We start from the raw sequence: 22785 nt of genomic DNA, 5'->3' as shown, positions 1-22785 counted from the left end.
GATCAGGGAGCGGTCTCAGGAGCGTAGATTGGTTCAGGTTTCTCAACTGAAGCTGGCGGGAATCATCACGAAAACGACGGTCGTGCACACCGTGACGTATTTCGTCGCCGGTGCGCTGGCTTACGCGTTTTTCGACTACCAGTCGCTCTGGGACGAACCGGTATTCAACGTTTACATGAAGCGCATGGACGACCCGGTCCTGATGGCCGGACCGCTCTTTCAGCCCATCCGAGGGGTGTTGTTCGGCGTGGTGTTCTACCTGCTGCGCCGCGAATACTTCGGCCGGGCATACGGTTGGCTGACCATCTGGGTAGTCCTGGTCGTGCTGGGGATGCTGAGTACGTTTGGTCCGGCACCGGGTTCCATAGAAGGCCTGATCTATACGACGATTCCCTTCGGCTCGCAGTTCGGCGGCGGGAGCATCGAGACTTTAGCCCAGGCACTTACCTTTTCGTTTATCGTGTTCTACTGGGTGCGCCAGCCCGAAAAGCGGTGGTTGACCTGGGTGTTGACCTCCGCGTTTCTTCTCGTCCTGGCGTTTTCAATCATCGGGATGCTTCAGTGATTCTTCCTGATTTACCTATTTTACAGGAGTCATTATGTACAGGAATCTGATTGCAATACTCGTAAGCAGCGCATTCGTGACCATGTTGTCGGCCTGCGCGGCTACGGATGAGGAAACGGCAGCGCCCGCGTCCGAAACCGCGGGCGAGTCCGATACCGCGGGCGACGCTGAAACCGCGGGCGACGCTGAAACCGCGGCCGACGCCGACGTCCTCACCACGACCCTGACGCCTGACTCGGACCGGGCCGCTATCGTCGCCCACCTGCTGGAGGCGGAGCAGAAGAAGATCAACACCGAGGCCATGGCGGTCAACTTCCCCGACATGGACAGGCAGACCGCCTACGACATCCAGGCGGACATTCTGGCTGAGAAACTGAAGAATGAAGAGCGCGTCGGCTGGAAGATCGGCTTCTCCCGAATGCCCGAGGACCCGGCCACGCTGGATCCCATTTACGGTCATATCATGGCGTCGAACGTGTTCGAACCCGGGACGCCCGTGGAAGCCGCGTCCTTCGTGGCTGACACGGCGGTCGTGGAAGGCGAGTTCGCCTTCTTGATCGGCGAGGATCTTCCCGGTCCCGATTTGACCCGTGAGCAGGTCGGCGATGCCGTCACCGCGGTGGTCGGCGTGATCGAACTGCTTTCCACGTGGACGAACGGTACCGAGGAGAATCCGTCCACCCGTGACCATGATGTCACGGGCAACGTGTTCCACGTGGGCATCATCCTGGGTGAGACGCGCGTGCCGCTCTCCGAGATGGATTTCACGAAAGAAACCGCGACCGCGGCGATTGACGGCGAGGAAAGGGCCTCCGCGCTGGCCACCATGAACATGGGCGTGGACCCCCTGGAGGCGCTGACCTGGCTGGCCAACGAGTTGACCACCTACAGCGACGAGTACCTCCGGGCGGGGGACGTGGTAATCACCGGAACGGTCTTCCCGCCGCCCCGCATGGGCGCCGGCAGCAAGGCCGTGATGAGCTACACGACCCTCGGCACGATCGAGGTGGAACTAAAGTAAAGGACCTTGGCTACTCAACCTGGGATTCGTAATCAAGCGCATGATGATTAACGCCAGGAAACTAATCCTGGGAACCGCCGCCTATACGGTCTGTACCTTCTCCCTCGCGGTGGGCTGGCATGTACTCCTTTTCCAGGAGAGGTATGAATCGTTCGGCTACTTCGAGGGAGAGCCTGATTTTCTGCTCGGGTTGCTCACCATCGTGCTCCAGGGCGTGCTGCTCTCCGCGCTGTTTCCGATGCTGAAAGCCGAGGGCACCTCATTTCGGCGGGGGATCAAGTTCGCTTTCATTGCAGGTGCGTTCTTCTGGACTTCTCACGTGCTCGCCTTCGTCGCCAGGCAGAAGGTCCCGGAAGTGTCGGCGTTCATCTGGATGGAAACGGCCTACCTATTGGTCCAATTCGGGCTGTTCGGTCTGATCCTCGGTGTCATTTACCGTGGAGAAATTCAGACTGACGGTCGTTCAAACCCCGGCGACGATGGCGGGGACGCATAAAATCAGCCGGACGGTCAGTCCCTTCCGTAATTTCGAAACAACAGACCGCCACGTCATCGTCGGCCTGGGCGAGCTACTGTGGGACATGCTGCCCTCGGGTCCCCAGCTCGGCGGCGCCACGGCGAACTTCGCCTACTTCGCGTCGCTTCTGGGTGAGGAGGGCATCGTAGCGAGCCGGGTCGGGTGCGACGACCTGGGAGACAAGGCCGTGGACCGTATCGCCGATCTCGGCCTGTCCACCGACGCGATCCAGCGGGACGAAGTCTATCCCACCGGGACGGTCGACGTTGCCATCGGACCGGACGGGCAGCCCGATTTCACGATCAACGGCGATGTCGCGTGGGAGCACATGGCGTGGACGCCCGGCTGGTCTGCGCTGGCCAAACGGGCGGACGCAGTATGCTTTGGGACGGTGTCCCGTCACCAGGCTGGTTCGATCGGTGCGGTCACGGCGTTCCTCGATGATTTGAGACCCTCCGCTTTACGTATCTTCGACGTGAACCTTAGGCAGGACCGGTATTCCCCGGCCCTGCTGCACGATTCCTTCCAGCGTGTCCACATTGTCAAACTGAACGACGAGGAACTGCGCGCGGTCTGTGCCCTGCTGGACCTAGGGGGTGATGATCTCGAGTCCATGGCGCGACAGCTACGCGAGGTTTACGAGTTGGAAGTCGTCTGCGTCACTCGCGGCGCGGAAGGCAGCCTGCTGGTCACCGCGTCGGAGACCGTGGCCCACCCGGGCGTACCGGTCGACGTGGTGGATACCATCGGCGCCGGCGACGCCTTCACCGCGGTCCTGGCCAGCGGCTACCTGCGCGGCGTGCCGCTTGAACGCGTGAGTGAAGCCGCCAACCGGCTCGGCGCCTGGGTCGCGTCCCAGACCGGCGCCATGCCGGCGGCCGACGAGGCCGTGTGCTCCGGGGTCCGGAATACCCTCCGGGAAGCATAGGGGAACCGTAAAGGAAGTATTAGGGAAACACGGGGAAGCGTAAGGGAAAAGCCGGGTTATTCAGGCAGGTAGTACGTCTCTTCCGCTGGACGCAGGGGGCGGTTGAGCCAGAGGGGCCGGCGCAGTCCGCCCGGACCGGGGGCGGGGCGCGTCTGGGCCAGCCATTCGCGGTACACCTCGAAGGACTTCTCCGTATCCACCATCACGTCCCCGTAGGCGTCCTCCTCGCGGGCCTTTTCGATCCTGACCTTCTGGTGCCAGCAGTGCATGCCGCTCACGGGATCGGGGTGCACGGGGAAGGTGATGTTCTGGTGTACGCCGCCGTCCCGCCAGAAGATGCGGGACGAGTCGCGGTCGGCGCTTTCGTAGGGCCGGATGCCGTCCATCACTTTCATGCGCCACTTGCCCCCGGTTTCTTCCTGAATATCCACCAGGTTGACCGACCAGCGGTTGCCATCCGCGTCCTGCTTGCGCCGCCACCGGCCCAGGTGGTGGGAGCAGGCGACCACGCCGGGCTTCATGGCCTCGGTGACCCAGACGCGGTCTACGAAATGGCCGATCTCGGTGGTCACCCGGACCAGGTCGCCCGTGGTGATGCCCATCCGGTCGGCGTCCTGCTGGTGCATCCACACGGGGTTGCGGTTGGAGATCTCGTTGAGCCACTTGGCGTTGCCCGACCTGGAGTGGATCAGCGTGGGTAACCGGAAAGTGGGCACCAGCGGGAACTCGCCATTGTCACGGTCAAGCTCGTCGGGGTGCACGTGGCTCTTGATGTAGGTCGGAATGGCGTACTCCGGCCAGCCCCAGTCCACCATGGTCTGGGAGTAGAACTCCTGCTTGAGCGAGGGCGTGGGGAAGCCCGCCCGCGGCGTCCCGTCCACCATGACCCCCACGGCCTTGCCGTCGGCGATCAAAGTATCCGTCTCCGGATCGACCCTGGCACCCGATGCCGTCCCGTCATCCAGCTTCTTGAGGTGCTTCGCGTAGGCCGTCTTCTCCACCTCGAAGGCACCGTACTTGCGCATGTAGTCCAGGGTGGACAGGCCCTCTTCCGCGGCGGCTTCGGGCAGCCCGTCCACGTGGTCGAAGATATACTGGTAGTATTCGTCGACGGTGATCTTCTCGCCGGGCCGGTAGGGTGATATGAAATGGTCCCGGATCCCCAGACTGCCGTCGGGATCGATGCGCCAGGACAGTTCGATCCAGAACTCGTCCTCTTCCCACACCTCGCCCGGGTTGGCCTCGTAGGTGAACGTGACCGGATCGCCCATGCGCCGCCGCGCCTCGCGCAATACGGGCTGGCGGAACCCGATCCAGGTGCCCGAGTGGGTCTCGTAGCTGATGATGTCGTGGCGCTCGCTGGCATGGCCCATGGGCAGCACGTAGTCGGCGAAATAGGCCGTCTCGTTCCACGTGGGGGTCAGGGCCGCGTGGAGCCCCACCTTCTCTTCGTCGCGCAGCGCCTCGACCCAGGTGAACCCGTCGGGGTACGTCCACACGGGATTGAACACCCGGGTGAAGTAGACGGCCAGCTTTCCGCGCCCCTCTTTCAGGAAATGGGGCAGGAGAAAGCTCATCTCGTAATGGGAGAGGGGGTATTCCTTCGGGAAATGCAGTTCGTTCCAGAACTTCTGGTCCGGGGGATGGTCGAAGACGTTGGGCTTGAACTTGTTCCACCCGCTCGGTGAGGTCCCGCCCTCCGTGCCGACGCTGCCCGTGAGCACGTTCAGGAAGTGAAGGCACCGCGCCACGGCCCAGCCGCCGGCGTTGCCGCTGCCCGCGCTGCGCCAGTTGTGGGTGGCGAACCGCGACCCCGCCCGGCCGATCTCCCGGGCGATCTCCACGATCTGCGCCGCCGGCACGCCGCTTTCCTGCTCGGCGAACTCGGGGGTGTATTCGCTGTAGACGGCCTTGAGCGCCTCTACGAACCGCTCGAAGGTGCGCGGCGCGTCCGGGTGTTCCTTCTCCAGGTAGGTCTGCCAGTTGACCCAGATCTTCATGAACTTCTCGTCGTAGAGACCGTCCTGCAGGATGACGTTGGCCATGGCCAGCAGCACCGCGGCCTCGCTGCCCGGATAGGTGGGCATCCAGTGGTCCGCCATGCTCGCCGTGTTGGAGAGCCTGGGGTCCATGACGGCGAGCTTCGCGCCCTTCATCATGCCCTCGATGATGCGCTGGGCGTGGGGATTGAAGTAGTGTCCCGATTCCAGGTGGGCGCTGATGAGGAGGATGAACCGCGCGTTGGCGTGGTCCGGCGACGGCCGGTCGAAGAAGTGCCAGAGGGCGTAGCCGAAGCGGGCGCCCGACGAACAAATGTTGGTGTGGCTGTTGTGCCCGTCCACGCCCCAGGCCTTGAGCACCCGGTCGATGTAGCCCTCGGCACCGGGCCGGCCCACGTGATAGGCGATCTCGTTGTTTGCGCCTTGCTGCAGGCGTTCGCGGATCCGGGCGGCGATGTCGTCCAACGCATCGTCCCAGGACACCCGTTCCCACTCGCCGCTGCCCCGGGCACCCGAGCGGCGCACGGGATAGAGGATGCGGTCGGTGTCGCGGATCTGGTTGATGGTCGCCGGGCCCTTGGCGCAGTTCCGTCCCCGGCTGGCCGGGTGGTAGGGATTGCCCTCGAACTTGCGGACCTCCATCGTCTCCTTGTCCACGTAGCTCAGCATGCCGCATCCGGCTTCGCAGTTGAAGCAGGCCGTGGGCACCACCATGTAGCGTTTGGGCTGCTGCCGCGGCCAGTCCTGCGCCTCGTACTCCACCCAGTCGTCCCACTGGTCCGGCGGCGGGTAGTCCGTGAGCGCGCCGCCCTCGGTCAGACTCGGGAGATCCGGTCCGTCCTCTTCGTGCAGGTTGGGGATGAGACCGATCTTTTCGGCCAGCGATTCGATCAAACCCGGTTTATGGCGTATGGACATGTCGAAGTTTCCAGTCTTGATCGTCGGTGATGCGCCGGTTGACGCCGGCTTTGCCTTCTTCGTACCGGCTGATGCGCCTGGCTATGACCGTCGTCGCGTCAGCTCAGCGGGATGTCCTGCGGCGCCCTGACCCATACGTACTCCGTCGCGTAGAGACCGATCAGCACGCCCGCGCCCGCCGCGGCGAGCATCGGACCGCCGCCGATCCAGGCCAGTACGACGGGGGCCAGGTTGCCGACGGCGATACCGAGCACCCAGAAATACCCCCGGTACCTGCCCCGGACGATGGCCTGGACGGCTTTCCGGGCGTCTGCCGTGGGATGGGGCGTCAGCATCTCGGACGCGATCACCAGCAGGTTCAGAACGATGGCGACGATCAACGTGTTCCGCACAAAGGCGGTCCACGCCTCGCCGTGCTGTACGAACAGCAGGACCAGGGCGAACACCGCCGCGCCGGCCAGTACCGCGTGGAGCAGCATGTGCAGGACCAGCGTCGGGCTCTGCCAGAAATCCCGCCCCTTGGCCTGGGCGAAGAGAAAGGCCGTATAGACCGCCGTGACGACCGCCAGCGCGGCCGTGATCCAGCCGATGATTTCGGCCGCCCCGGTTCGTCCGGTCCACATGGCCGCGGCCCAGAGCGTGAGCGCCAGGCCGTAGAGGGTCAGGGCGTAGCCGCCGAGTACGAGCCAGGACTTCCACTGCGGACGGAGCAGCACGTAGAGAAAACGTTTGGGCTGGGTCAGGTCACTGACGAGCAGGATCGTCGTGGCTACGAGAAACGTCAGGGCCACGGTGCAGCCGGCCCAGGCGAGCACGGGATCAATGGCATACCCGAAGACCGAGGCCGCGAAGGGGAGGAGGAAGGCCCCCGCCGAAATGGCCTTGGTCCACACGTAGGCCGCCACGTCGTTGCCCCACAGGACGCCCTTGTCCGGCGCATCGTAGACCCGGCGCGCCGCGGCGTCTTTTCCGGTACCGTTGCCGGTCCGCTCGCTCTGATCTTCTTGGCCGTTCGCCCCGTCCCGTCCGTCCTGTCCCGCGCCGCCAAGCTGCCGGATCATGTCCTCCGGGTCCGCCCTGGCGGTTCTTTCCTCGATATACCGGGCGAAATGGCCGACGCCGTCCGACTGTGAACTCCACATGTAGTTGTCCGACGTCGCGGTTTCCCCGGGCGTCAAAGAGGCCTCGTCGCCGTCGATGTAGTACAGACGGGGCTTCGTGTCCTTCTCGATCTTTCGGACCGTCACCTGTTCCTTCGCGAGCAACTGGGCGATCTCCGTCGATCCATCGTCCATGTCGCCCGAGATGATGGCGTGTTCCGGGCAGACGTTCACGCAGGCGGGTTCGAGACCGATGTCCACACGGTGGGCACAGTAGTTGCACTTGGCCGCCGTGTGGGTGTCCGGATCGATGTACAGGGCGTCATAGGGACAGGCCTGCATGCAACCCTTGCATCCGATGCACCGCCGCGGATCGAAATCGACGATGCCGTCCTTCCGGGTGTACAGCGCCGTCACCGGGCAGATCTCCACGCAGGGGGCGTCCTCGCAGTGGTTGCACCGCATGACGGAGAAATGCCTCGATGTGTTCGGATACGTCCCTTTCTCGATGTACTTCACCCAGGTCCGGTTGACGCCGAGGGGCACCTCGTGCTCGGCCTTGCACGCAACGGTGCAGGCGTGGCACCCGATGCACTTCCTGTTGTCGATGATGAAACCGTATTGCATGGATGCTCCGCAATATATGGCAGTCGGTCTATATGGCAGTCGGTCCGGCGGCTCTGCGACTCGGATCACTGGAGGTCCTGCGGTCCGGTCGCGGCGAGTCAGCCGGAGAGCTTTCCGTACCGGCCGCCGTAGAAAACCAGTGGGCGCCCTTCACCGGCGTCACCCGCCACGATTTCGCCGATGAAGATGTCGTGATCTCCGCCCGGCAGTACATTGGTGACCCGGCAGTCGACGTAGGCGAGCGCTTGTTCGATAACGGGCGAGCCCGTAACCTCGGTCCGGTATTCGATGCCTGAGAAGTCCTTCGGACCGTGCTTTGCGAACCGCACGGACAGCGCTTCGTGTTCTTCGGTCAATATGTTGACGGCGAAGCAGTCGCTGGCCTTGAGGCAGGCGTTCATCTGGGCCTTGACGTCCACCGATACGAGGATGAGCGGGGGATCCAGGGAGAGGGAAGCCACCGCGTTGGCGGTCATGCCCTGCGGCCTGTCCTCGTAGCACGTGGTTACGACGGTCACACCGGTCGCGAAATGCCCCATGATCCGCCGTTGTTCCATTTGATCGAATGCCATTTTACCACGCTTGTCAGGGTGTTTTCCGCGATCGGGCAACTGTCTCCCACTGTGATGCATCGTCCCGACAAAGTCAATGTATTTAAAGATGGCACCGTGTTTCATTCCCGCTGGCGTCTCAGGGCTACAGTCGCATCACCACGAAGGCGGTTACGGGTATCCACCAGGCGCTTTCATCGAATACATTGCGCGCATGGTTGTACCTCGCCTCCAGGGACAACCTCACGCGGTCGCTGACGGTCAGGTTGACCCCCAGGCCGAACACGAACATGAACGAGTGGTCGCTGGTACCGGAGTCCGCGTCTTCACCCGCGGCAGTGCGATCGGATCGGCCCGTGAAGCGATCGGGCCGGCCCTTGGCCCTGACCCATCCCACACCCCCGTGGCCATAGAATCCCACGGGATCCGCGATTCCTTCGATCAACAGACCCGCATTGCCTCCCATCAGCGTTCTGTCGGCATCCGATGCCGACCCCTCATTCGAATGAGAAAACGCCGGGTCTTTGATACCGAAACGGCTGTGATGACCCTCAATCAGCAGGAAGTAACCCTCATCGACGGGTAAGGCCAGGCCACCGTGCAGAAAAGAGCCTACCGAGGCCGTTCCGTCCGCCAGGTCACCGATGGGCATGGCGGGGCCGCCGCCCAGCCTGGCATTCACCTGGCCCTCGGCCAACAACGGCGAAAACACACACGCGATCGCCAGACAAACAACACGCACGTGATGACTCCTTTTCATGCCGCATCAATTTGCATATGCGGATACACCGACAAGAACGGGCCGGCTCCTGTTGAACGGGCCGGCTCCTGTTGAACGGACCGGATCCTGTTGAACGGACCGGATCCTGTTGAACGGACCGGATCCGATTACAGGCTCCTGGAGCAGGTTCTCTGTGAGAGAAGTTACCTGTTTTTGAATTTATGGGAATAAAATCGGCGCCGGCGGGGTCTAATTGGTAGACGGCGGCAACCGACCGGATCGCTTCCCGGCACTTTCGAGATGCGTTAACGGGCCGCGTCGGCCGACCGTCCGTTCGATGCGGACCATAGTGTTCCTGGCCTACGAGGAAAGCGGGATGAGGGAAGACGCCTTGACGGACGAAGCTCTGGTCGACGCCGCCCGCGATGGCAGCGAAGACGCCTTCCGCGCCCTGGTGGAACGATACGAAGGCCGCGTGGCGTCCGTGGTCATCCGCATGCTGGGGAATACGCCCGAAGCTGAGGACGCGGGGCAGGAGACTTTCATCCGGTTCTATCGAGGCTTGCATATCTTCCGCGGTCAGGCGTCGGTCGGCACCTACCTGACCCGGATCGCCATCAACCTGTCGCTCACCGAACTGAAGAAACGACGCCGCCGTTCGATCTTCGTCCCCTTCACACCGCCGGGCAGGGAACAGGACGCACCGGAGCTGGATTTTGCCGATCCGACGGCCAGCGCCGACTACGACGACACGGCCGATCGGATTCAAGATGCGCTGAGCCGGCTGAAGCCCGAATTCCGTTCCGTGATCGTACTCCGGCTGATGGAAGGCTACTCGACGAAAGAAACCGCCGAGATCCTGGGTGTGCCCGTCGGGACGGTACTGTCCCGACTGAGGAGGTCCCAGGAGAAACTGAAACGCATGCTCATTTCCACTAACAGGGAGCTTGTCCATGAAACGGTCTGAACTGGATCTGCTGTACCGGTCGCTGGATGCGTCCCTGACGCCCGGTGAACAAAGCCGCCTGGACGCGGCGCTGCGGCGCGATCCCGGCCTGCGGGATGAATACGAGCGACTGGTCCGGCTGCGCAGCCTGGTCGAGAACCAGGAATCGCCCTCGTTCCGGGCAGATTTCTCCCAACGCGTCATGGAACGCCTGGCGGCGGAACCCGCGGACATGCCGGCGTCGATCCCGGAAGGCGAAACAACGGCCGACTTCGAGGACGCGTTGCCGCTAATGTTCCGAAAAGTGGCGGTGGCCGCTTCGGTCGCTGCTGTCCTGCTGTTGACCTACAACCTGGCCACGTCCGATAGCGTCTCCATCACCACTTCGTTCGGGCTGGCCGGGGAACTGTACCCTGAAGACCTGTACGACGCGCGGATCGCGCTCGAAACGGAGGGCGAACTATGAACATCCACCTGAAGACCGCGGCCATTCTGTTGGCCACGTTGATCATCGGCATGGTCTGCGGCGCGCTGATCCTGGGCGCTTTTGCCCGGGACCGCCTGCAACCGCCGCCCCAGGTGACCCGGGAACGCTTCGTGGAACGGTGGGTCAGGATGGTGCGGCCGGACCCGGTGCAACTGGAAAGGATACGAGAAGTGGTGGGCGAGCATGAACCCGGATTCCGGGAGAATTACATGCGTCATCGGCAGGAAATGCAGGTCCTGGTCGATTCGCTGCACAGGGACCTGGAACCCATCCTGACCGAGGAGCAACTCCAGCGGATCAAGACAATCCGCGAGCGACGTGAACGCATGCGGGAGTTTCGCCGGGAAGGCGATCACGAATCGCGCAGAGACCGCCCCCGTCGGCCTCCCGGACGCAACCGGGCCGGCGAGCGGGACCGGGGGGCACGCCCAGACCCTGACAACTCGGAAAGACTCGGGAGCGACGACCGTACGGAAGAGCGCGGGAGCGACGACCGTGCAGAAGAGCGCGGGAACGGGGGCGGCCAGTGACTCCTCGTTCCGACAGGCCAGGAGTGGGTAGGCCTCCGGTTGAATGTCCGGTCGCCGACCGCCAGGCCCGGGTGAGCGTCCAGCCGCCGGGCATTGTACGGATGTGAAGAAAGTTGGAATATAGCGCACCCGTCGCCCGTCTAATCCAGTAGAGCAGCACGAAGACGATCTCCGGAGATCGCGGTCCTGACATCCGCCAGTCTTACCATGAAGGGAGCGACAAAATGAAAAAGATCATTTCAATCACATTCACAAGCGCTTTGAGTGTCGTCGTACTGGCCTGGGCATTCGATGCGATGGGCCGGATCGGTCCCGAGGTTACTGCAGGGCACGCGGAGAAAGCCGGACACGAGGAAGCTGCAGGGCCCGCGGCGGAAACCGGGCATGAGGAAGCTGACGTACTCGACGGAGTAGCTGAACTCGCAGCGGCTGGCTCGTCCGGCGAGTTCGATGACATCCTGGCCGTCAACCTCGCCGATGACGATGCGGATGATGTGCGTACGCGTCTGTCTCGGAGAGCAATGTCCAGACTCGAACTCACGGATGAGCAGCAGGAAAAGATCAACACGCTGCGTTCCGCCTACACGCGGGAGATGATTCAGCTTCGCGCCGACTCGAGGCTCGCACGGGTCGAACTACGCGAACTGATGAATGAGATCAGTCCGGACATCGACAGGGTGAAGGAACTGGCCGCGGCCGCATCGGCGGCCCAGGGCAGCGTGTTCGAGCGAAGCGCGCTGTTCCGCGCAGAGATCAAGCATGTCCTGACCGCGGAGCAGCAAGAGACCCTGCGTGAGTCCTTCCGCGATCGGCGCGACGGTCGCCGAGAATCCGGGATGCGCTGGCGGCGCGACGGCCGCGAATCGCGCAATCGGCGTTGAGCAAGTGTTGCAAGATAAGGCAATCAGACGAGCGTTTTGTGTTTTGACACAGTTATCGGAGGCGAACACATGCCGCGGAAGGATCCAGGTCCGACCGCGGCATTCGACCTTGGATACCGGCCACGGCGTTTCACCGCGGAGTCTGACCGTGGCCTTCAATTACCACATTTTGTTCTTTTAAAAAGGAGTCGTAACATGAGATACCGTTTTCACCTGGCCGTACTCGGACTGATCATGACCGCGTTTATCGCCAACGACGTGGCCGCGCAGCGCGGTGGTTTCGGCCGCGGGGGTGGCCGGGGCCAGAACAACGAAATGATGGAACGCGTGCGGGCGGTAAGCACCTTCCCCGTCGACCGGATCTGGCACGTGTTGAGCATCCGGATGGACACCACCGACCAGCAGGTGCTGCAATTGCGCGCGGTCGTTAAGGAAGCCTCGTCTCAGAAGGTCGCGTTGGTGGAACAGGCTACGAAAACCGAGGACTGGAACTGGCTGCGCGAACAACTGGAAGCAAACGAAAAGCAGTTCATGGAGAACCTGAAGGGTATGCTCTCCACCGACGAGATAAAGACGCTTGAGCAACTGGTGGAGGAAGCTTCACGCCTGGTGCCGGGCATGCAAGGCAGGTCCAGGCGTTGAAGGAGCAGGCATAACTGGGCGCGCCTGGGCTCTTCCAGGCTCGCCCGGATCCGCCCGGATCCGCCCGGCCGCGCCCGATCCCGCCTGGTCCCGCCCGGTCCCACCTATCCCGACCACAGTTCCATCTTCTCCTCATCCAATTCCATGCCCAGCCCCGGACCTTCGAAAGGAGCGAGTTCACCTCCCGCGAGGGTGAAGGGGTTGGCGCATACATCGTCCTGAAGCAAGCCGGGTCCCACCAGGTCGGAGGGCACACTGACGTTCGCCGATGCAACGGCGAGATGCACCGACGCCGCGGTACCGGGTCCCAGTTCGATGGTGCTGCCGAGCAGGGCGGGCATGCCCGCGGTCTCCGCGGCGTGGAGCAGACGCCCCGCGCGGCGTAATCCACCTGCCTGACAGGGGACGACGTTGACGATGTCCACGGCGCGGTGGCGGATCAGGGCCGTAAGGAAGACGTCCCCGAGATCGGCGACGTGTTCGATGATGGGAATGGGGGAACGGCCGCGGACACTCGCCAGCGCTTCGGCAATGCCCTCCGCATCCTCTTCGATCCGGGCGGGATCCTCCCGCGACATGGGCCGTGAGAGCGCGCGAATCGGCGTCTCGCACGCGTCGGCCCCGGCCTCGTCCATGTCGCGCAGCCCGGACAGAGCCTCCTCTTCCTCCCAGAATCCGCTGGCATCCACCTTGATATAGGCTTCGGGGCCCGCGATCCTGCGAGTGATTCTCACCCGCTCCAGATCCCGTTCGTGGTCCTCGCCCACCTTGAGCTTGAAGGCCTTCAAGCCCGATCCCACCTGGTCGGCGACTTCTCGCTCAAGAGCCTGCAGTTCGTCCTCGAGCGTGGCGTCGCCGCGCAGATAAGCCACCCAGGAAACGGTTGCGGCGTACCGGCAGCGGCCGCCCAGTAGTTCGTACAGCGGAAGGCCGTGCGCCTTGCCAACCAGGTCGAGCAACGCGCCTTCGACGCCGAAGAGTATCAATTGCCGGAGTTCGGGGTACCAGTTACCGGGAAGCGCTTCATCAGCCCGGTCATAGAGTTCGCGCCACGCGCGCACGTCGCCGCCAGCCAGCACGTCACCGCCGGCCAATAGGCCATCGTCGATCAGCACGGCGGACAGCAGGTCCCGCAGCGCCGCGGGTGAAGGGGCGTCCATCCGCGGCGCGATATCGGAGACCTCGCCGATGCCGGTCAGGCCGTCCGGCGTCATCAGTTCGATGATCTGGTAGGTGGACCGACCGTGATCGATGGTGGCCTTCAGTAACTTGGGGTCCGCGCAGTAGGTGTCGTAGATGCGCGGTACGGCCACCTGGCGCACGCGGACGTCGGAGATTCGCATTTCGATATATTACCGCCGTCGAGTTCCGGGGTCAATGGCATCTTCGTTCGTCGTTCGCGCGGTTTCCCCTGTCGGTAACAGGAAGCATCCCTGCTGGTCACGTACGTGAATCGCCTGGACCGCCCGGACCGCCTGGACCGCCTGGACCGGCTGGACCGGCTGGACCGCCCGGACCGCCTCCACCGCCCGGACCGCCTGGACCGCCTGGACCGCCTGCACCGGCTGGACCGTCCCGATCACCGGTTACGTACCGGTTTGCAACTTGCCTGAAAGGTACATAGTCTATATCTTTAAAGAGCCAGAATCCGTACACACAACCCGACTACACAGGGGAAGTACCTCATGTCACGATATATGAAACTGGTCTTGATGACCGGCTTGATCGCGCTGATGGGTGGTTTTTTGCAGTCCGGACCGGGTGCTGAGCGTTCGGTGGCGACCGACCGCTTGCGCTCGGTCGATGACGCGGCGCGGATCACAGGCAGCGCGGCGAGCACGGAAAATACGGAAAGAACGATCCGGGAGATCACCGGACTGTTCGGTCCATTCGGTCCGGAGGAAGCCTACGCCCGCCGCGGTTTCGGCGGTTTCCGGAGTTCGCGTTCCCTCTGGAATCGCCGCAGTTCCTTTGGCCGCCGCAGCCCCTTCGCCCGGAGAAGCACGCCCGCCGCGACACTTCAGACGCCGGCGCGCACGACGGCCGGGCAGCCCTCGGCCACCGCGGCCCGATCGACCCGGGCAGGCGCCGCAACCGCCGGTAGGGCCACGGCGCGGTCTTCGGTCATGGGCCGGCGGGTCCAGAGCGAGACGGCGCGCCGGTCGCTGGCCACGCACCAGTCCAGGCAGGCCGGTTTCGCCCAGTCGTCCAACTCGGCGGCCAATACGAGCAGCTACCGCGACAACGGCCTCTATAATCGGGGCTCGCAGAACCGCACATCCTATGACAACTACTACGCAGGCCGAGACAGTTACTACGGGGGCATGGGCTGGAGGACGCCGGGATACGCCTTCATGTCCTATCCCAGTTTCGGCATGTGGGACGCCCTGTTCATGTGGTCCATGCTGGACATGATGAGCAGCCGCCGTCACTACGCGGTAGCCCATCACCATGCCAATGACCCGGGATACCAGGAATGGCGCAGCGAGGCCGAGCGCCTGGCCGAGGATAACACTGAACTGCGCGCGAAGCTGGATGAGCTGGACCGGCAGGTCGCCACGCTGGAAGGCACGCCGAGAGATCCCGAATACCTGCCGCCCGGCGTCACCCCGGCGATCGCCCTGGCCGCCGAAGTCGTGGCCACCGCCGATCCGAACCAACCCCGCATCACGGTGAATACGGGGGTGGCGAACGGCAATTACCACCGATTCGGTCAGATCCTGCAGTCCCACCTGCCGGATTTCGACGTGATGCTCGAAACGACGGCGGGTTCGGAGGAGAACCTCAACAACCTTGTCCGGAACCAGGTCGACGCGATCCTCGTGCAAAGCGACATCCTGAACTCCTACCTGCGCAAGAATCCTGACGCGGAAGACCAGCTGGTCGGACTGCAGTCGACCCTGTACACCGAGTACGTACAGCTGATCGTCAACGAGGACGGCGGCATCGCGAGCGTGTCCGACCTCGAGCCGAACACCCACATCGTGTACGTAGGCCCCCGGGGTTCGGGGACGCACCGGGCCTGGGAGGGCTTCGTCCTGCAGGATCCGAGGTACGGGGAATTCAACACGCGGTTCGCCAGCTATGAGGAAGCGCTGAGCCAGGTCGCGGAGAACGCCAACGCGGTCATGCTGTTCGTCGCCGGCCTCAACTCGGAACTGCTCAAGGAGGCGGACCGGCAGCATGGACTGCAGCTGAGCATGGTCGCCGTGGACGAGCACTATTTCAGCACGGCCGTGGACCAGTTCGGCAACACGATCTACGAGGTGGCGACGATCCCCCACGAGACCTATCCCGAGCTGCAGGAAGGCTGGCTCTTCGGCTATTTCGACAGCAGCGTGGAGACGCTTACGGTGGACGCCATCCTGATCCTGTCCAAGCAGTGGGTGGATACCTACGGCAGCAAGCCGATGACCCTCTTCGAGGACGCCCTGTGGCGGTCCATCGACGACATCAAACCCATCGTGGGCGAGGAGTAGCGTTAAGGCCCGATGAGCTTTCACATCATTCGTTCCGTAGCGAAGAAGCAGGCGAAAGAGGCGGCAGGTTTCTTTCGGAAGAAACCGGTGCGGGTCGACCAGAAACTGCCCCTGGGCATCGCCATCGACCGGCTGATCGACATCGATGCCGTCGCGTCGTCCACTTTTGTCGGCCTCGTCCATTTCAACTTTCCCTCCTTTCCCCTGGCCATCGAGGCGATCGGCAAGATCGACCTCGGCGAAGGGGCCATGGCCTATCGGTGCTATCTCCAGGGGACCTCGGCGTTTATCCAGGTGGTATCGGACCACGGGGAGCCCGTGGAATGCCGCCTGTACGTGCTCGATCGGGATCTGTATCCCCATTCCGAGGAAGTCTGGGAACAGTGGCTGAACGGCACGGACGGCATCATCGGATCCCCCGAAGTGCTGCACGGCGACGGAGAGGAACGAAGCTACCAGCGGGAATGGATGGACGGCGACGGACAGTCGGCTCCGATACAGGTCGACGAGCGGATTATCCGCGACGCGTACGGAGAGCAGGTCTTCGAGGAAACCCAGCAGGCCATGTCCTACTTCCGGGTAGCGAGCGGAGATCCCCACAACCCGGAAGACCCCGAGCGCGTGGATGAATTCCTGTTGATCAGCGCGGGCGACGGCGTTATAGAACTGTACCTGGGCGTGGCACTGATGCTTGAGGAAGTCACGGTTATTTAAACGCGAAAGGATGAAAAGATGATCTGGAAGTTTCTCTCCCGCGTCGGCAAGAAACAGGCCGGCAACGCCCTGGAGTCCTTTACCCAGGCCGTGGTGGCCTTCGACCCGGAAACCGCCTCCGAAGCGCAGATCTCCCTCATGGAAGAGGAGCTCGACAAGCTCGGGAAGCGGGTCGGCAAGGCCGAGATGGACGTGAAGAAGGACCATGAAGAGACGCAGGCGCTGTTGACCCAGTACGACCGGTACCTGGCCGCCGCCGAACGGATCGAAGGCCAGCTCGAAGGGGCGGACGAGGGCCAGCGGCCCAAGCTTGAGGAGAGCCTGGAAAAGCTGGTCGCGGAACTGGAGCGTCTGAACCCGGAAATCGAGCGGGAGCGCCAGGAGGACCAGGAAGCGGAGGCCTTTGCGACCGAGCTGCGCCAGGCCTACGATGTGGCGGCGGAGAAGCTCAAGAAGGCGCAGGTTCAGCTGAAACAGGCCCAGCGCCGCATGGAGCAGGCCCGGATGAAAAAGGAGCGGGCCCTCGAACGCGCCGAAGGCGTGCGGCAGGCCTCGGGGCTGAGCAGTTCAATGGGCGGACTCGACACGGCCCTCAACGCCATGGACAAGGAGACGGAGAAGGCTGAGACGACCTCCCGTGCCGCAGAACTGAAGATCGGCGCCTTCGGGCAGACCGAAATCACCGATGATCCCAACATCGCGGCGGCCCTGGAAGCGGCCGAGAAACCCGCGCTGACCGCATCCTCGACGAGGGACCGGCTGGCGGCCCTGCGCTCCAGGAAGTCCTGAGACCGTAACAGGTCAATAATTCAAAGGCTCACCCGATGCGAGAAGCGGACGGTGGGCCTTTCTCTTTAGATATGCCTTAGATAAGCATTAGATGTGCCCACCGCAATCACCCAGGAGGCATACCATGCCGGGATTCCTGTCCTCCCTCCTTGCCGCCGTACACCGTTTCGGTCCCTACGTGCTGGCCGTCAACATGATCCTCTATTTCATCGAGTTGCAATATACCCAGACACGCAGCAGCCTGGACGCCGGCGCCTGGGCGGGGTTCATCTGGTTCGAGCGAATCATCGCCGGGTTCTTTACCCTGGAATACGCGCTGCGCATCAAGCTGGCGCCGCACAAAGGGAAGTACCTGCGCAGCGGGCTCGGGTTGATCGACCTGGTCAGCATCCTGCCGTTCTGGATCGGATTCTATCCCGGTCTCACCCAGGAGCAACTCGGCCTGGTGCGCGGCGCGCGGACGCTCCGGTTGCTCAAGATGTTCCGGTACAGCCCCAAGCTTGCGGAGTTCGCCCGGTCCATGTACACCAATCGCGTCCGCGTCATCCCCATCTTCCTCATCACCATCATGTACCTGATGATCAGTTCCACCGTGATCTACGAGGTGGAACGCCGCGCCCAGCCGGAGGTATTCAACGTCTACGGCGACAGCATCTGGTGGGCCGTGGTGACCTCCACCACGGTGGGGTACGGGGACAAGTACCCGGTCACTCCGCTGGGACAGGGAGCTACCGTCCTGATGATGATGGTGGGCATCGGAATCGTGGGCATGATCTTCGGGTTTTTCGCGGACAGCTTCCACGACTCCCGGCAACCACTGGAACCTACGTTAATGGAGGCGTACTGCCGGGGTGTTCACGAGGAGGGGGTGGAGGGCCGCACGGTGCAGGCCCTGCGGGAGACCCACCGCAGCAACCCGCAATTCCTGATCTTCGCCGATACGGTGGACCGGTATATCGACTCGGCCGAGGGAACGAACTAAGCGGAAGAAACGAACTGGGCGGAAGGCGCGAACTAAAGGGATGAGGTCTCTTCGGACTCGTTCTCGATCTCGGGGACGAGATCCGGCTCGAACGTCCCGATGGACTCCTTGAGGGAAATCAGCCTGCGGAGTCGTCTCCGGTCCTTGGGCGTGAAACGATCCGTGTAGGCGTCGTAGATGGGCTGCTCGGGCGCCCCGTCGATTCGAGTGACGATCACGTAAAAGTAGAGGTTCTCCACGTCCGCTGGAGCCTTCTTCCAGACGGGCGACAGCAAGGCGAAGTTCCAGACGGCCCGCTCATCCGGTCCCAGATCCTTGCCTTCCGTGAGCCGGATATTGTAGTTGAAGTCGTCATCCAGGATCCACTTCCGGGGTTCGTTTCTCATGAGCGATCCGCGGAAGTACACCTTGGAGATCCGGTGATCCGTCCGGTTATGAATGGAGAGTTTCACGACGGACTGGCCCCGCTGCACGTAGTACTCGACCCCGCGCACCCTCACGTCCTTGAGACTTTCCATGGCGGAGTCCGTGTTCTCCTGCTTCTCCTCGAGGGCCTCGATAGCCTTGTTCACCCGTTCGTTCCACTCCGCGAAGATGTCCGTCGCGTCCATGCCGTCCAGCCGGCCGCGGATCCGGTTCTGTATGGCGTCTGACGCGTTCAGCGAGCTGATCACGTTGTCGCTGTAGAGGTACTCGAAGGCATCCAGCACGTCGTCGAGTCTTGCCTGGTCGTCCTCAGCCAGGGCGGCCTTGACTTCGGTAATGGATGCGTCGAAAGTCTCGACGTCCGTGCCATCTATGGTCGGACCGGACTTGCAAGCCATCGCGACCAGCGCGAGACCCGCGGCAATCAGACTCAGGCGCGCCATTGTTCGTCTCCTGCCCGTTCGTCTCCTGCCGAATACGCTGAAGAATGCTCTTCGCTCATGTAAATACTATCCGGTTTGTGCTGGATGTACAAGGTTAAACGTCCCTGGCGGTACGCAGTTCCTCCGCAGGCTTGCGCCCCACGAAATCGTGCAGTTCACGCCGGGAGAGGACGGACGTGGCCGGTTTCTGCACGATGACGGCCGCCGCGTCGTTGGCGAGCCCCCCCGCTTCCTCGAGGGAAAGTCCCAGCGTCGCGCCAATGGCGAGTACCGCCCGTACCGTGTCGCCGCAGCCGACCTTGTCCACGGGTACTACCCGGTGTCCGGGCGCGTGGAAGAACCCGTCCGTGCCCACGCCGCAGAGTCCGTGCTCGCCGAGTGTGACCACCGTGTGCCGGCAGCCCAGCGCGTCGTGCAGACGCCGGCAGTCGGATTCCAGACGGTCCAGGGAAAACCCGCCGATGAGCTCGGCAGCCTCGGCGGCGTTCGGCGCGATGATGTCCACGCCGGAGAAGATTGCCCGGTTGCCCGGCTTGAAATCGACCACGACCGGGATTTCGTGGAGGCGGCATTCGCGGATGATCTGGCCGGCGTTCTCTGCGGTAAAGACGCCCTTGTCGTAGTCGCTCAGGACCACCACGTCGGTTTCCGGTAGCGCGCGAAGGACTTCCTTCACCAGCGCGGCCGATATCCTGTCGTTCACCCGGTCGGTGCACTCGGAATCGCGACGCAGCAGGTAGTCGTCATCCAGGTACAGCCGGACCTTGGTCGTGGTGGGCCGGTCGCCGTCCCGGATCAGGCCGTGGTGGATGGATAGTCCGTCAGCCAGCTCCCTTATCTTGTAGTAATGTTCGTCGTCGCCCGTCACGCCCACAAGGGTGGTGCGCACGTCCAGGGAAGCCAGGTTGGCGGCCACGTTGCCCGCACCGCCCAGCACCTTGATCGTTTCCTGTGCCTGATAGGCCCGCTTTCCTTCCTTCTCCGAATCGATGGGCTTGCTGGCCCGCGTCCGGCAGAACTCGTAGACATCGAGCATGACGTCGCCGACGACGAGGGCGCGCAGTTCCGGGAGATGATCGATGAGCTCGAGCGCACTTCCGGGTTTACTGTCCGGTCCGCTGTTCATGGGTTTTCCATTTCGACGCCCTTCATCGACGCGATGCGTGCGATGAGGCCGGCCTGGTCGAGGATGGCGTATCCGGCGCGCCGGGCCAGCGCGTGGTCGTCCGGTCCGATGTATCCCCAGGAAGCAAGCATCAGTTCGAGCAGAGGCTCACCGGCGTTACCGGGCTCACCGGCGTTGAAATGGGCGTCGAGTTCCTCCAGGTTGCCGATGGAATCGTCGACGAATCCGTACCGCTCCCGGCCGAACCGCGCCTGGATCGCCTCCAGGTTCTCGATCTTGGTGGTCCCGTGATCGCCTGCGTACACGTTTTCCGGCCGGACGGCCAGGCCGAAGTGGTGGCACAGGGTCACGGTAGCCTCCCGGTTTTTATTGGTCAGGATCACGATCCCTTCGGCGTCCACCCCATTCAATTCGTCCCAGACCGGTTGGTAGACCGTGTTGAGCGACGGCCACCGCACGGGATCGTGGGCGACAAAACGCTTTCGGGCCGCGAAGAACTGGACCGTGCGCTCCTTCAGGGGAATGTCCGACGAACCGCGGATCGCACGGTACTCCGCAGGATCCAGCCGGTGATTACCGGGCAGGCCGGCGTTCTCCACGCACCAGGCCATCAGGTTGATCGCGTCGCCGGCCGGCTGGACGTGGTACCGGTTGGTCACGAAGAGCGTCGCCGCGTTGCCGGGAAGATCGTCCGGAGATGTGGCCAGTCCCCCGGTGACCGCATTGTAGGCCGTGATCGACATCTCCACGACGGAGTTCAGCAAGACCCCGTCGAAATCGAATATGAGCATGGAACCTTTTTCGGGGGTCTGTAGACGCGTCACGGCCGCTGCACCCCCTGGGTTTCGACGTAGAGGGCGTACAGGGACTGGCTGGCGGCCATGAACAGGCGGTTCTTCTTCACCCCGCCGAAACACAGGTTGGCACAAGGCTCGGGCAGGTGGATCATGCCCAGTCGCTCGCCTTCCGGGGAGAAGCAGACTACGCCGTTCGTGTCCGGTCCGCCCCAGCCGGAGGCGGCCCACAGGTTGCCGTCCACGTCGGTCCGTATGCCGTCGGAGGAGGCCGGTTTCATGTCGGTGAATACGTGGGAGCTTGTGGCGCGGGCACCCTCAATGTCCAGCACCCGGATGTGGGCGGGTCCGTCGGGGTCGTGGAAAGCACCTGTATCTACAACGTATAGACGTGATTCGTCGGGCGAGAAGCAGAGCCCGTTGGGACGCACGAAGTCGTCGGCGATGACGGTCGCGCCGCCCGTGACCGGGTCAAGCCGATACACCCGGGTGGGCAGTTCGAATTCGGCCCTGTGCCCTTCGTAGTTCATCAGGATGCCGTACCCCGGGTCGGTGAACCAGATCGAGCCGTCTGAGTGTACCACCACGTCGTTCGGCGCGTTGAGTGGCTTGCCGTCGAACCGGTCGATCAGCACGGTGATCGTCCCGTCGTGTTCCGTGCGCGTCACCCGCCGGGTGTCGTGCTCGCAGGAGACCAGCCTCCCCTCGCGGTCCCGCGTGTTGCCATTGGTGTTGTTGGAAGGCTTGCGAAAGACGGTCACCGCACCGGTCTCTTCGTCCCAACGCAGCATACGGTTGTTGGGGATGTCGCTCCATACCAGGCAACGGGCGTCGCCGATCCAGACGGGGCCTTCCGACCACCGCGTCCCGGTGAACAGCCGCTCGATCCCGGCGGTGTGCAGCACGTAGGGCCTGAAGCGGTCGTCGATCGTTTCGACATTGGGGTCGGGATAGCTCACGAGACCCCGGTCCCAGTCCCTGCCTTGGTCGTTCATACCCGCTCCGTGTTGAGGCGTGACGCATACCGTCCGTAGACAGGCCGCGAAGTTTTTGCCGGCACCGCACACCGACGCACAAGTCCGGTTACCACATCGAATCCGCCTGTCTGGCCGGCATCAATGCAACGGCTCAAGATATGTCGCAGACGGCCTGCGGGCAAGTGAGAAATGGGCTGGCGTCTATGTCTCGGACGGCCCGTGGACAAGCGAGAAACAGGCTGGCGTCACGTCCCTCGGGTGTCCCCGTAGAGGTCGATATGTACCCGCGGACAGTACCGGAAGCCACGGGATTTGCAGGCCTCGGCGACCCACGCACCTCTGCTGCTCAAATCATCGGCCGTCCGTCCCTGGGGCATGAGGAGCACCCGGTTGCGGTCCACGTCGTCCAGGTCCGCGAGGAACGACTCGATCTCGTCCAGGTCTTCCTGGCGGTCGACCACGAATTTCAACTGGTACGGGTAGGCCGACATGAACTGGCCGAGGACGGGCAGGTTGATCCGCAGTTTCTCGTGGTTCGCTGCGTATTTTCCGTTCTCCTCATTCCAGGGCGTGGAATTGGACAGCTTGGGACTGAGAGAGGCCAGGTCGCAACGCAGGTCA

At 63.2% G+C, this 22785-nt stretch carries 24 protein-coding genes; 14 read left to right on the top strand and 10 right to left on the bottom strand.

The features are described 5' to 3' along the window. Window positions 1-28: 28 nt before the first annotated feature. Genes OXH56_02715 through OXH56_02700 form a run of 4 tightly spaced genes read left to right on the top strand, consistent with a single transcriptional unit; the run spans window position 29 to window position 3031 of the window. A complete protein-coding gene (locus OXH56_02715) occupies window positions 29-565 on the top strand; it encodes a hypothetical protein (protein ID MCY3554213.1) in 537 nt (178 codons plus the stop codon). 34 nt (window positions 566-599) lie between these two features. Next, window positions 600-1586, top strand: coding sequence for a fumarylacetoacetate hydrolase family protein (locus tag OXH56_02710; GenBank protein MCY3554212.1), 987 nt, complete (start codon window positions 600-602; stop codon window positions 1584-1586). Between the two features lie 40 nt (window positions 1587-1626). Then, a complete protein-coding gene (locus tag OXH56_02705; protein ID MCY3554211.1) occupies window positions 1627-2082 on the top strand; it encodes a hypothetical protein in 456 nt (151 codons plus the stop codon). Continuing rightward, window positions 2024-3031, top strand: coding sequence for a carbohydrate kinase (locus tag OXH56_02700; GenBank protein ID MCY3554210.1), 1008 nt, complete (start codon window positions 2024-2026; stop codon window positions 3029-3031). Before OXH56_02705 ends, OXH56_02700 begins: the two co-directional genes overlap by 59 nt. A 56-nt stretch (window positions 3032-3087) precedes the next feature. On the opposite strand, the gene OXH56_02695 is transcribed toward OXH56_02700, so the two are convergent. The 4 genes from OXH56_02695 to OXH56_02680 all read right to left on the bottom strand — a co-directional run bounded on the left by OXH56_02695 (window position 3088) and on the right by OXH56_02680 (window position 8969). Continuing rightward, complete coding sequence (locus OXH56_02695) at window positions 3088-5949, bottom strand: molybdopterin-dependent oxidoreductase (GenBank protein ID MCY3554209.1); 2862 nt, start codon at window positions 5947-5949, stop codon at window positions 3088-3090. Between the two features lie 98 nt (window positions 5950-6047). Further along, on the bottom strand, window positions 6048-7676 hold the full coding sequence (gene nrfD, locus OXH56_02690; GenBank protein ID MCY3554208.1) for a polysulfide reductase NrfD: 1629 nt from the start codon (window positions 7674-7676) through the stop codon (window positions 6048-6050). A gap of 98 nt (window positions 7677-7774) precedes the next feature. After that, the gene (locus tag OXH56_02685) at window positions 7775-8248 is read right to left on the bottom strand and encodes a flavin reductase family protein (protein MCY3554207.1); all 474 of its coding nucleotides are present in this window, start codon (window positions 8246-8248) and stop codon (window positions 7775-7777) included. A 124-nt stretch (window positions 8249-8372) separates the two neighbouring features. Further along, a complete protein-coding gene (locus OXH56_02680; GenBank protein MCY3554206.1) occupies window positions 8373-8969 on the bottom strand; it encodes an outer membrane beta-barrel protein in 597 nt (198 codons plus the stop codon). A 316-nt stretch (window positions 8970-9285) separates the two neighbouring features. Here OXH56_02680 and OXH56_02675 point away from each other — a divergent pair, with 316 nt between their 5' ends. The 5 genes from OXH56_02675 to OXH56_02655 all read left to right on the top strand — a co-directional run bounded on the left by OXH56_02675 (window position 9286) and on the right by OXH56_02655 (window position 12434). Beyond that, on the top strand, window positions 9286-9915 hold the full coding sequence (locus OXH56_02675; GenBank protein MCY3554205.1) for a sigma-70 family RNA polymerase sigma factor: 630 nt from the start codon (window positions 9286-9288) through the stop codon (window positions 9913-9915). Continuing rightward, window positions 9902-10360, top strand: coding sequence for a hypothetical protein (locus tag OXH56_02670; protein MCY3554204.1), 459 nt, complete (start codon window positions 9902-9904; stop codon window positions 10358-10360). Before OXH56_02675 ends, OXH56_02670 begins: the two co-directional genes overlap by 14 nt. Further along, window positions 10357-10911: a hypothetical protein gene (locus OXH56_02665; protein MCY3554203.1), complete on the top strand. Its 555-nt coding sequence runs from the start codon at window positions 10357-10359 to the stop codon at window positions 10909-10911. The genes OXH56_02670 and OXH56_02665 overlap by 4 nt, the downstream gene beginning before the upstream one ends. Before the next feature lie 224 nt (window positions 10912-11135). Continuing rightward, window positions 11136-11792 (top strand): Spy/CpxP family protein refolding chaperone, encoded by a 657-nt coding sequence (locus tag OXH56_02660; protein MCY3554202.1) that lies wholly within the window; start codon window positions 11136-11138, stop codon window positions 11790-11792. Window positions 11793-11987: 195 nt separating this feature from the next. Next, window positions 11988-12434 (top strand): hypothetical protein, encoded by a 447-nt coding sequence (locus tag OXH56_02655; GenBank protein MCY3554201.1) that lies wholly within the window; start codon window positions 11988-11990, stop codon window positions 12432-12434. 104 nt (window positions 12435-12538) lie between these two features. Here OXH56_02655 and OXH56_02650 read toward each other — a convergent pair whose 3' ends face one another. Continuing rightward, on the bottom strand, window positions 12539-13777 hold the full coding sequence (locus tag OXH56_02650) for a hypothetical protein (GenBank protein ID MCY3554200.1): 1239 nt from the start codon (window positions 13775-13777) through the stop codon (window positions 12539-12541). 105 nt (window positions 13778-13882) lie between these two features. Between OXH56_02650 and OXH56_02645 the strand changes: the two genes are divergently transcribed. The 5 genes from OXH56_02645 to OXH56_02625 all read left to right on the top strand — a co-directional run bounded on the left by OXH56_02645 (window position 13883) and on the right by OXH56_02625 (window position 18398). Further along, window positions 13883-14047: a hypothetical protein gene (locus tag OXH56_02645; protein MCY3554199.1), complete on the top strand. Its 165-nt coding sequence runs from the start codon at window positions 13883-13885 to the stop codon at window positions 14045-14047. A gap of 72 nt (window positions 14048-14119) precedes the next feature. Continuing rightward, window positions 14120-15913 (top strand): hypothetical protein, encoded by a 1794-nt coding sequence (locus OXH56_02640; protein ID MCY3554198.1) that lies wholly within the window; start codon window positions 14120-14122, stop codon window positions 15911-15913. Between the two features lie 12 nt (window positions 15914-15925). Further along, window positions 15926-16627, top strand: a complete 702-nt coding sequence (locus tag OXH56_02635; protein MCY3554197.1) for a DUF2491 family protein — start codon at window positions 15926-15928, stop codon at window positions 16625-16627. Between the two features lie 18 nt (window positions 16628-16645). Continuing rightward, on the top strand, window positions 16646-17416 hold the full coding sequence (locus OXH56_02630) for a hypothetical protein (protein MCY3554196.1): 771 nt from the start codon (window positions 16646-16648) through the stop codon (window positions 17414-17416). Window positions 17417-17609: 193 nt separating this feature from the next. Next, window positions 17610-18398: an ion transporter gene (locus OXH56_02625; GenBank protein ID MCY3554195.1), complete on the top strand. Its 789-nt coding sequence runs from the start codon at window positions 17610-17612 to the stop codon at window positions 18396-18398. A 32-nt stretch (window positions 18399-18430) separates the two neighbouring features. Here OXH56_02625 and OXH56_02620 read toward each other — a convergent pair whose 3' ends face one another. The 5 genes from OXH56_02620 to OXH56_02600 form a co-directional block, all read right to left on the bottom strand. Then, window positions 18431-19267, bottom strand: coding sequence for a hypothetical protein (locus OXH56_02620; protein ID MCY3554194.1), 837 nt, complete (start codon window positions 19265-19267; stop codon window positions 18431-18433). A gap of 94 nt (window positions 19268-19361) precedes the next feature. Then, a complete protein-coding gene (locus OXH56_02615; protein MCY3554193.1) occupies window positions 19362-20393 on the bottom strand; it encodes a PfkB family carbohydrate kinase in 1032 nt (343 codons plus the stop codon). Beyond that, on the bottom strand, window positions 20390-21217 hold the full coding sequence (locus OXH56_02610; GenBank protein MCY3554192.1) for a hypothetical protein: 828 nt from the start codon (window positions 21215-21217) through the stop codon (window positions 20390-20392). Before OXH56_02610 ends, OXH56_02615 begins: the two co-directional genes overlap by 4 nt. After that, a complete protein-coding gene (locus OXH56_02605; protein MCY3554191.1) occupies window positions 21214-22182 on the bottom strand; it encodes an SMP-30/gluconolactonase/LRE family protein in 969 nt (322 codons plus the stop codon). Before OXH56_02605 ends, OXH56_02610 begins: the two co-directional genes overlap by 4 nt. Before the next feature lie 227 nt (window positions 22183-22409). Beyond that, the coding region (locus tag OXH56_02600) for a radical SAM protein (protein MCY3554190.1) at window positions 22410-22785 on the bottom strand (376 nt) is incomplete at its 5' end.

The sequence above is a fragment of the Gemmatimonadota bacterium genome, assembly GCA_026702745.1.
Lineage (GTDB): Bacteria > JAAXHH01 > JAAXHH01 > JAAXHH01 > JAAXHH01 > JAAXHH01.
This window is presented reverse-complemented; position numbering and strand designations above follow the sequence as displayed.

Bases quoted from the DNA above. Each gene is read 5' to 3' on its own strand.
- OXH56_02620 (MCY3554194.1), bottom strand. From the start codon at position 19,267: ATGGCGCGCCTGAGTCTGATTGCCGCGGGTCTCGCGCTGGTCGCGATG.
- OXH56_02615 (MCY3554193.1), bottom strand. From the start codon at position 20,393: ATGAACAGCGGACCGGACAGTAAACCCGGAAGTGCGCTCGAGCTCATC.
- OXH56_02660 (MCY3554202.1), top strand. From the start codon at position 11,136: ATGAAAAAGATCATTTCAATCACATTCACAAGCGCTTTGAGTGTCGTC.
- OXH56_02665 (MCY3554203.1), top strand. From the start codon at position 10,357: ATGAACATCCACCTGAAGACCGCGGCCATTCTGTTGGCCACGTTGATC.
- OXH56_02650 (MCY3554200.1), bottom strand. From the start codon at position 13,777: ATGCGAATCTCCGACGTCCGCGTGCGCCAGGTGGCCGTACCGCGCATC.
- OXH56_02685 (MCY3554207.1), bottom strand. From the start codon at position 8,248: ATGGCATTCGATCAAATGGAACAACGGCGGATCATGGGGCATTTCGCG.
- OXH56_02705 (MCY3554211.1), top strand. From the start codon at position 1,627: ATGATGATTAACGCCAGGAAACTAATCCTGGGAACCGCCGCCTATACG.
- OXH56_02695 (MCY3554209.1), bottom strand. From the start codon at position 5,949: ATGTCCATACGCCATAAACCGGGTTTGATCGAATCGCTGGCCGAAAAG.
- OXH56_02625 (MCY3554195.1), top strand. From the start codon at position 17,610: ATGATCCTCTATTTCATCGAGTTGCAATATACCCAGACACGCAGCAGC.
- nrfD (MCY3554208.1), bottom strand. From the start codon at position 7,676: ATGCAATACGGTTTCATCATCGACAACAGGAAGTGCATCGGGTGCCAC.
- OXH56_02675 (MCY3554205.1), top strand. From the start codon at position 9,286: ATGCGGACCATAGTGTTCCTGGCCTACGAGGAAAGCGGGATGAGGGAA.
- OXH56_02655 (MCY3554201.1), top strand. From the start codon at position 11,988: ATGAGATACCGTTTTCACCTGGCCGTACTCGGACTGATCATGACCGCG.
- OXH56_02710 (MCY3554212.1), top strand. From the start codon at position 600: ATGTACAGGAATCTGATTGCAATACTCGTAAGCAGCGCATTCGTGACC.
- OXH56_02635 (MCY3554197.1), top strand. From the start codon at position 15,926: ATGAGCTTTCACATCATTCGTTCCGTAGCGAAGAAGCAGGCGAAAGAG.
- OXH56_02630 (MCY3554196.1), top strand. From the start codon at position 16,646: ATGATCTGGAAGTTTCTCTCCCGCGTCGGCAAGAAACAGGCCGGCAAC.
- OXH56_02670 (MCY3554204.1), top strand. From the start codon at position 9,902: ATGAAACGGTCTGAACTGGATCTGCTGTACCGGTCGCTGGATGCGTCC.
- OXH56_02640 (MCY3554198.1), top strand. From the start codon at position 14,120: ATGTCACGATATATGAAACTGGTCTTGATGACCGGCTTGATCGCGCTG.
- OXH56_02605 (MCY3554191.1), bottom strand. From the start codon at position 22,182: ATGAACGACCAAGGCAGGGACTGGGACCGGGGTCTCGTGAGCTATCCC.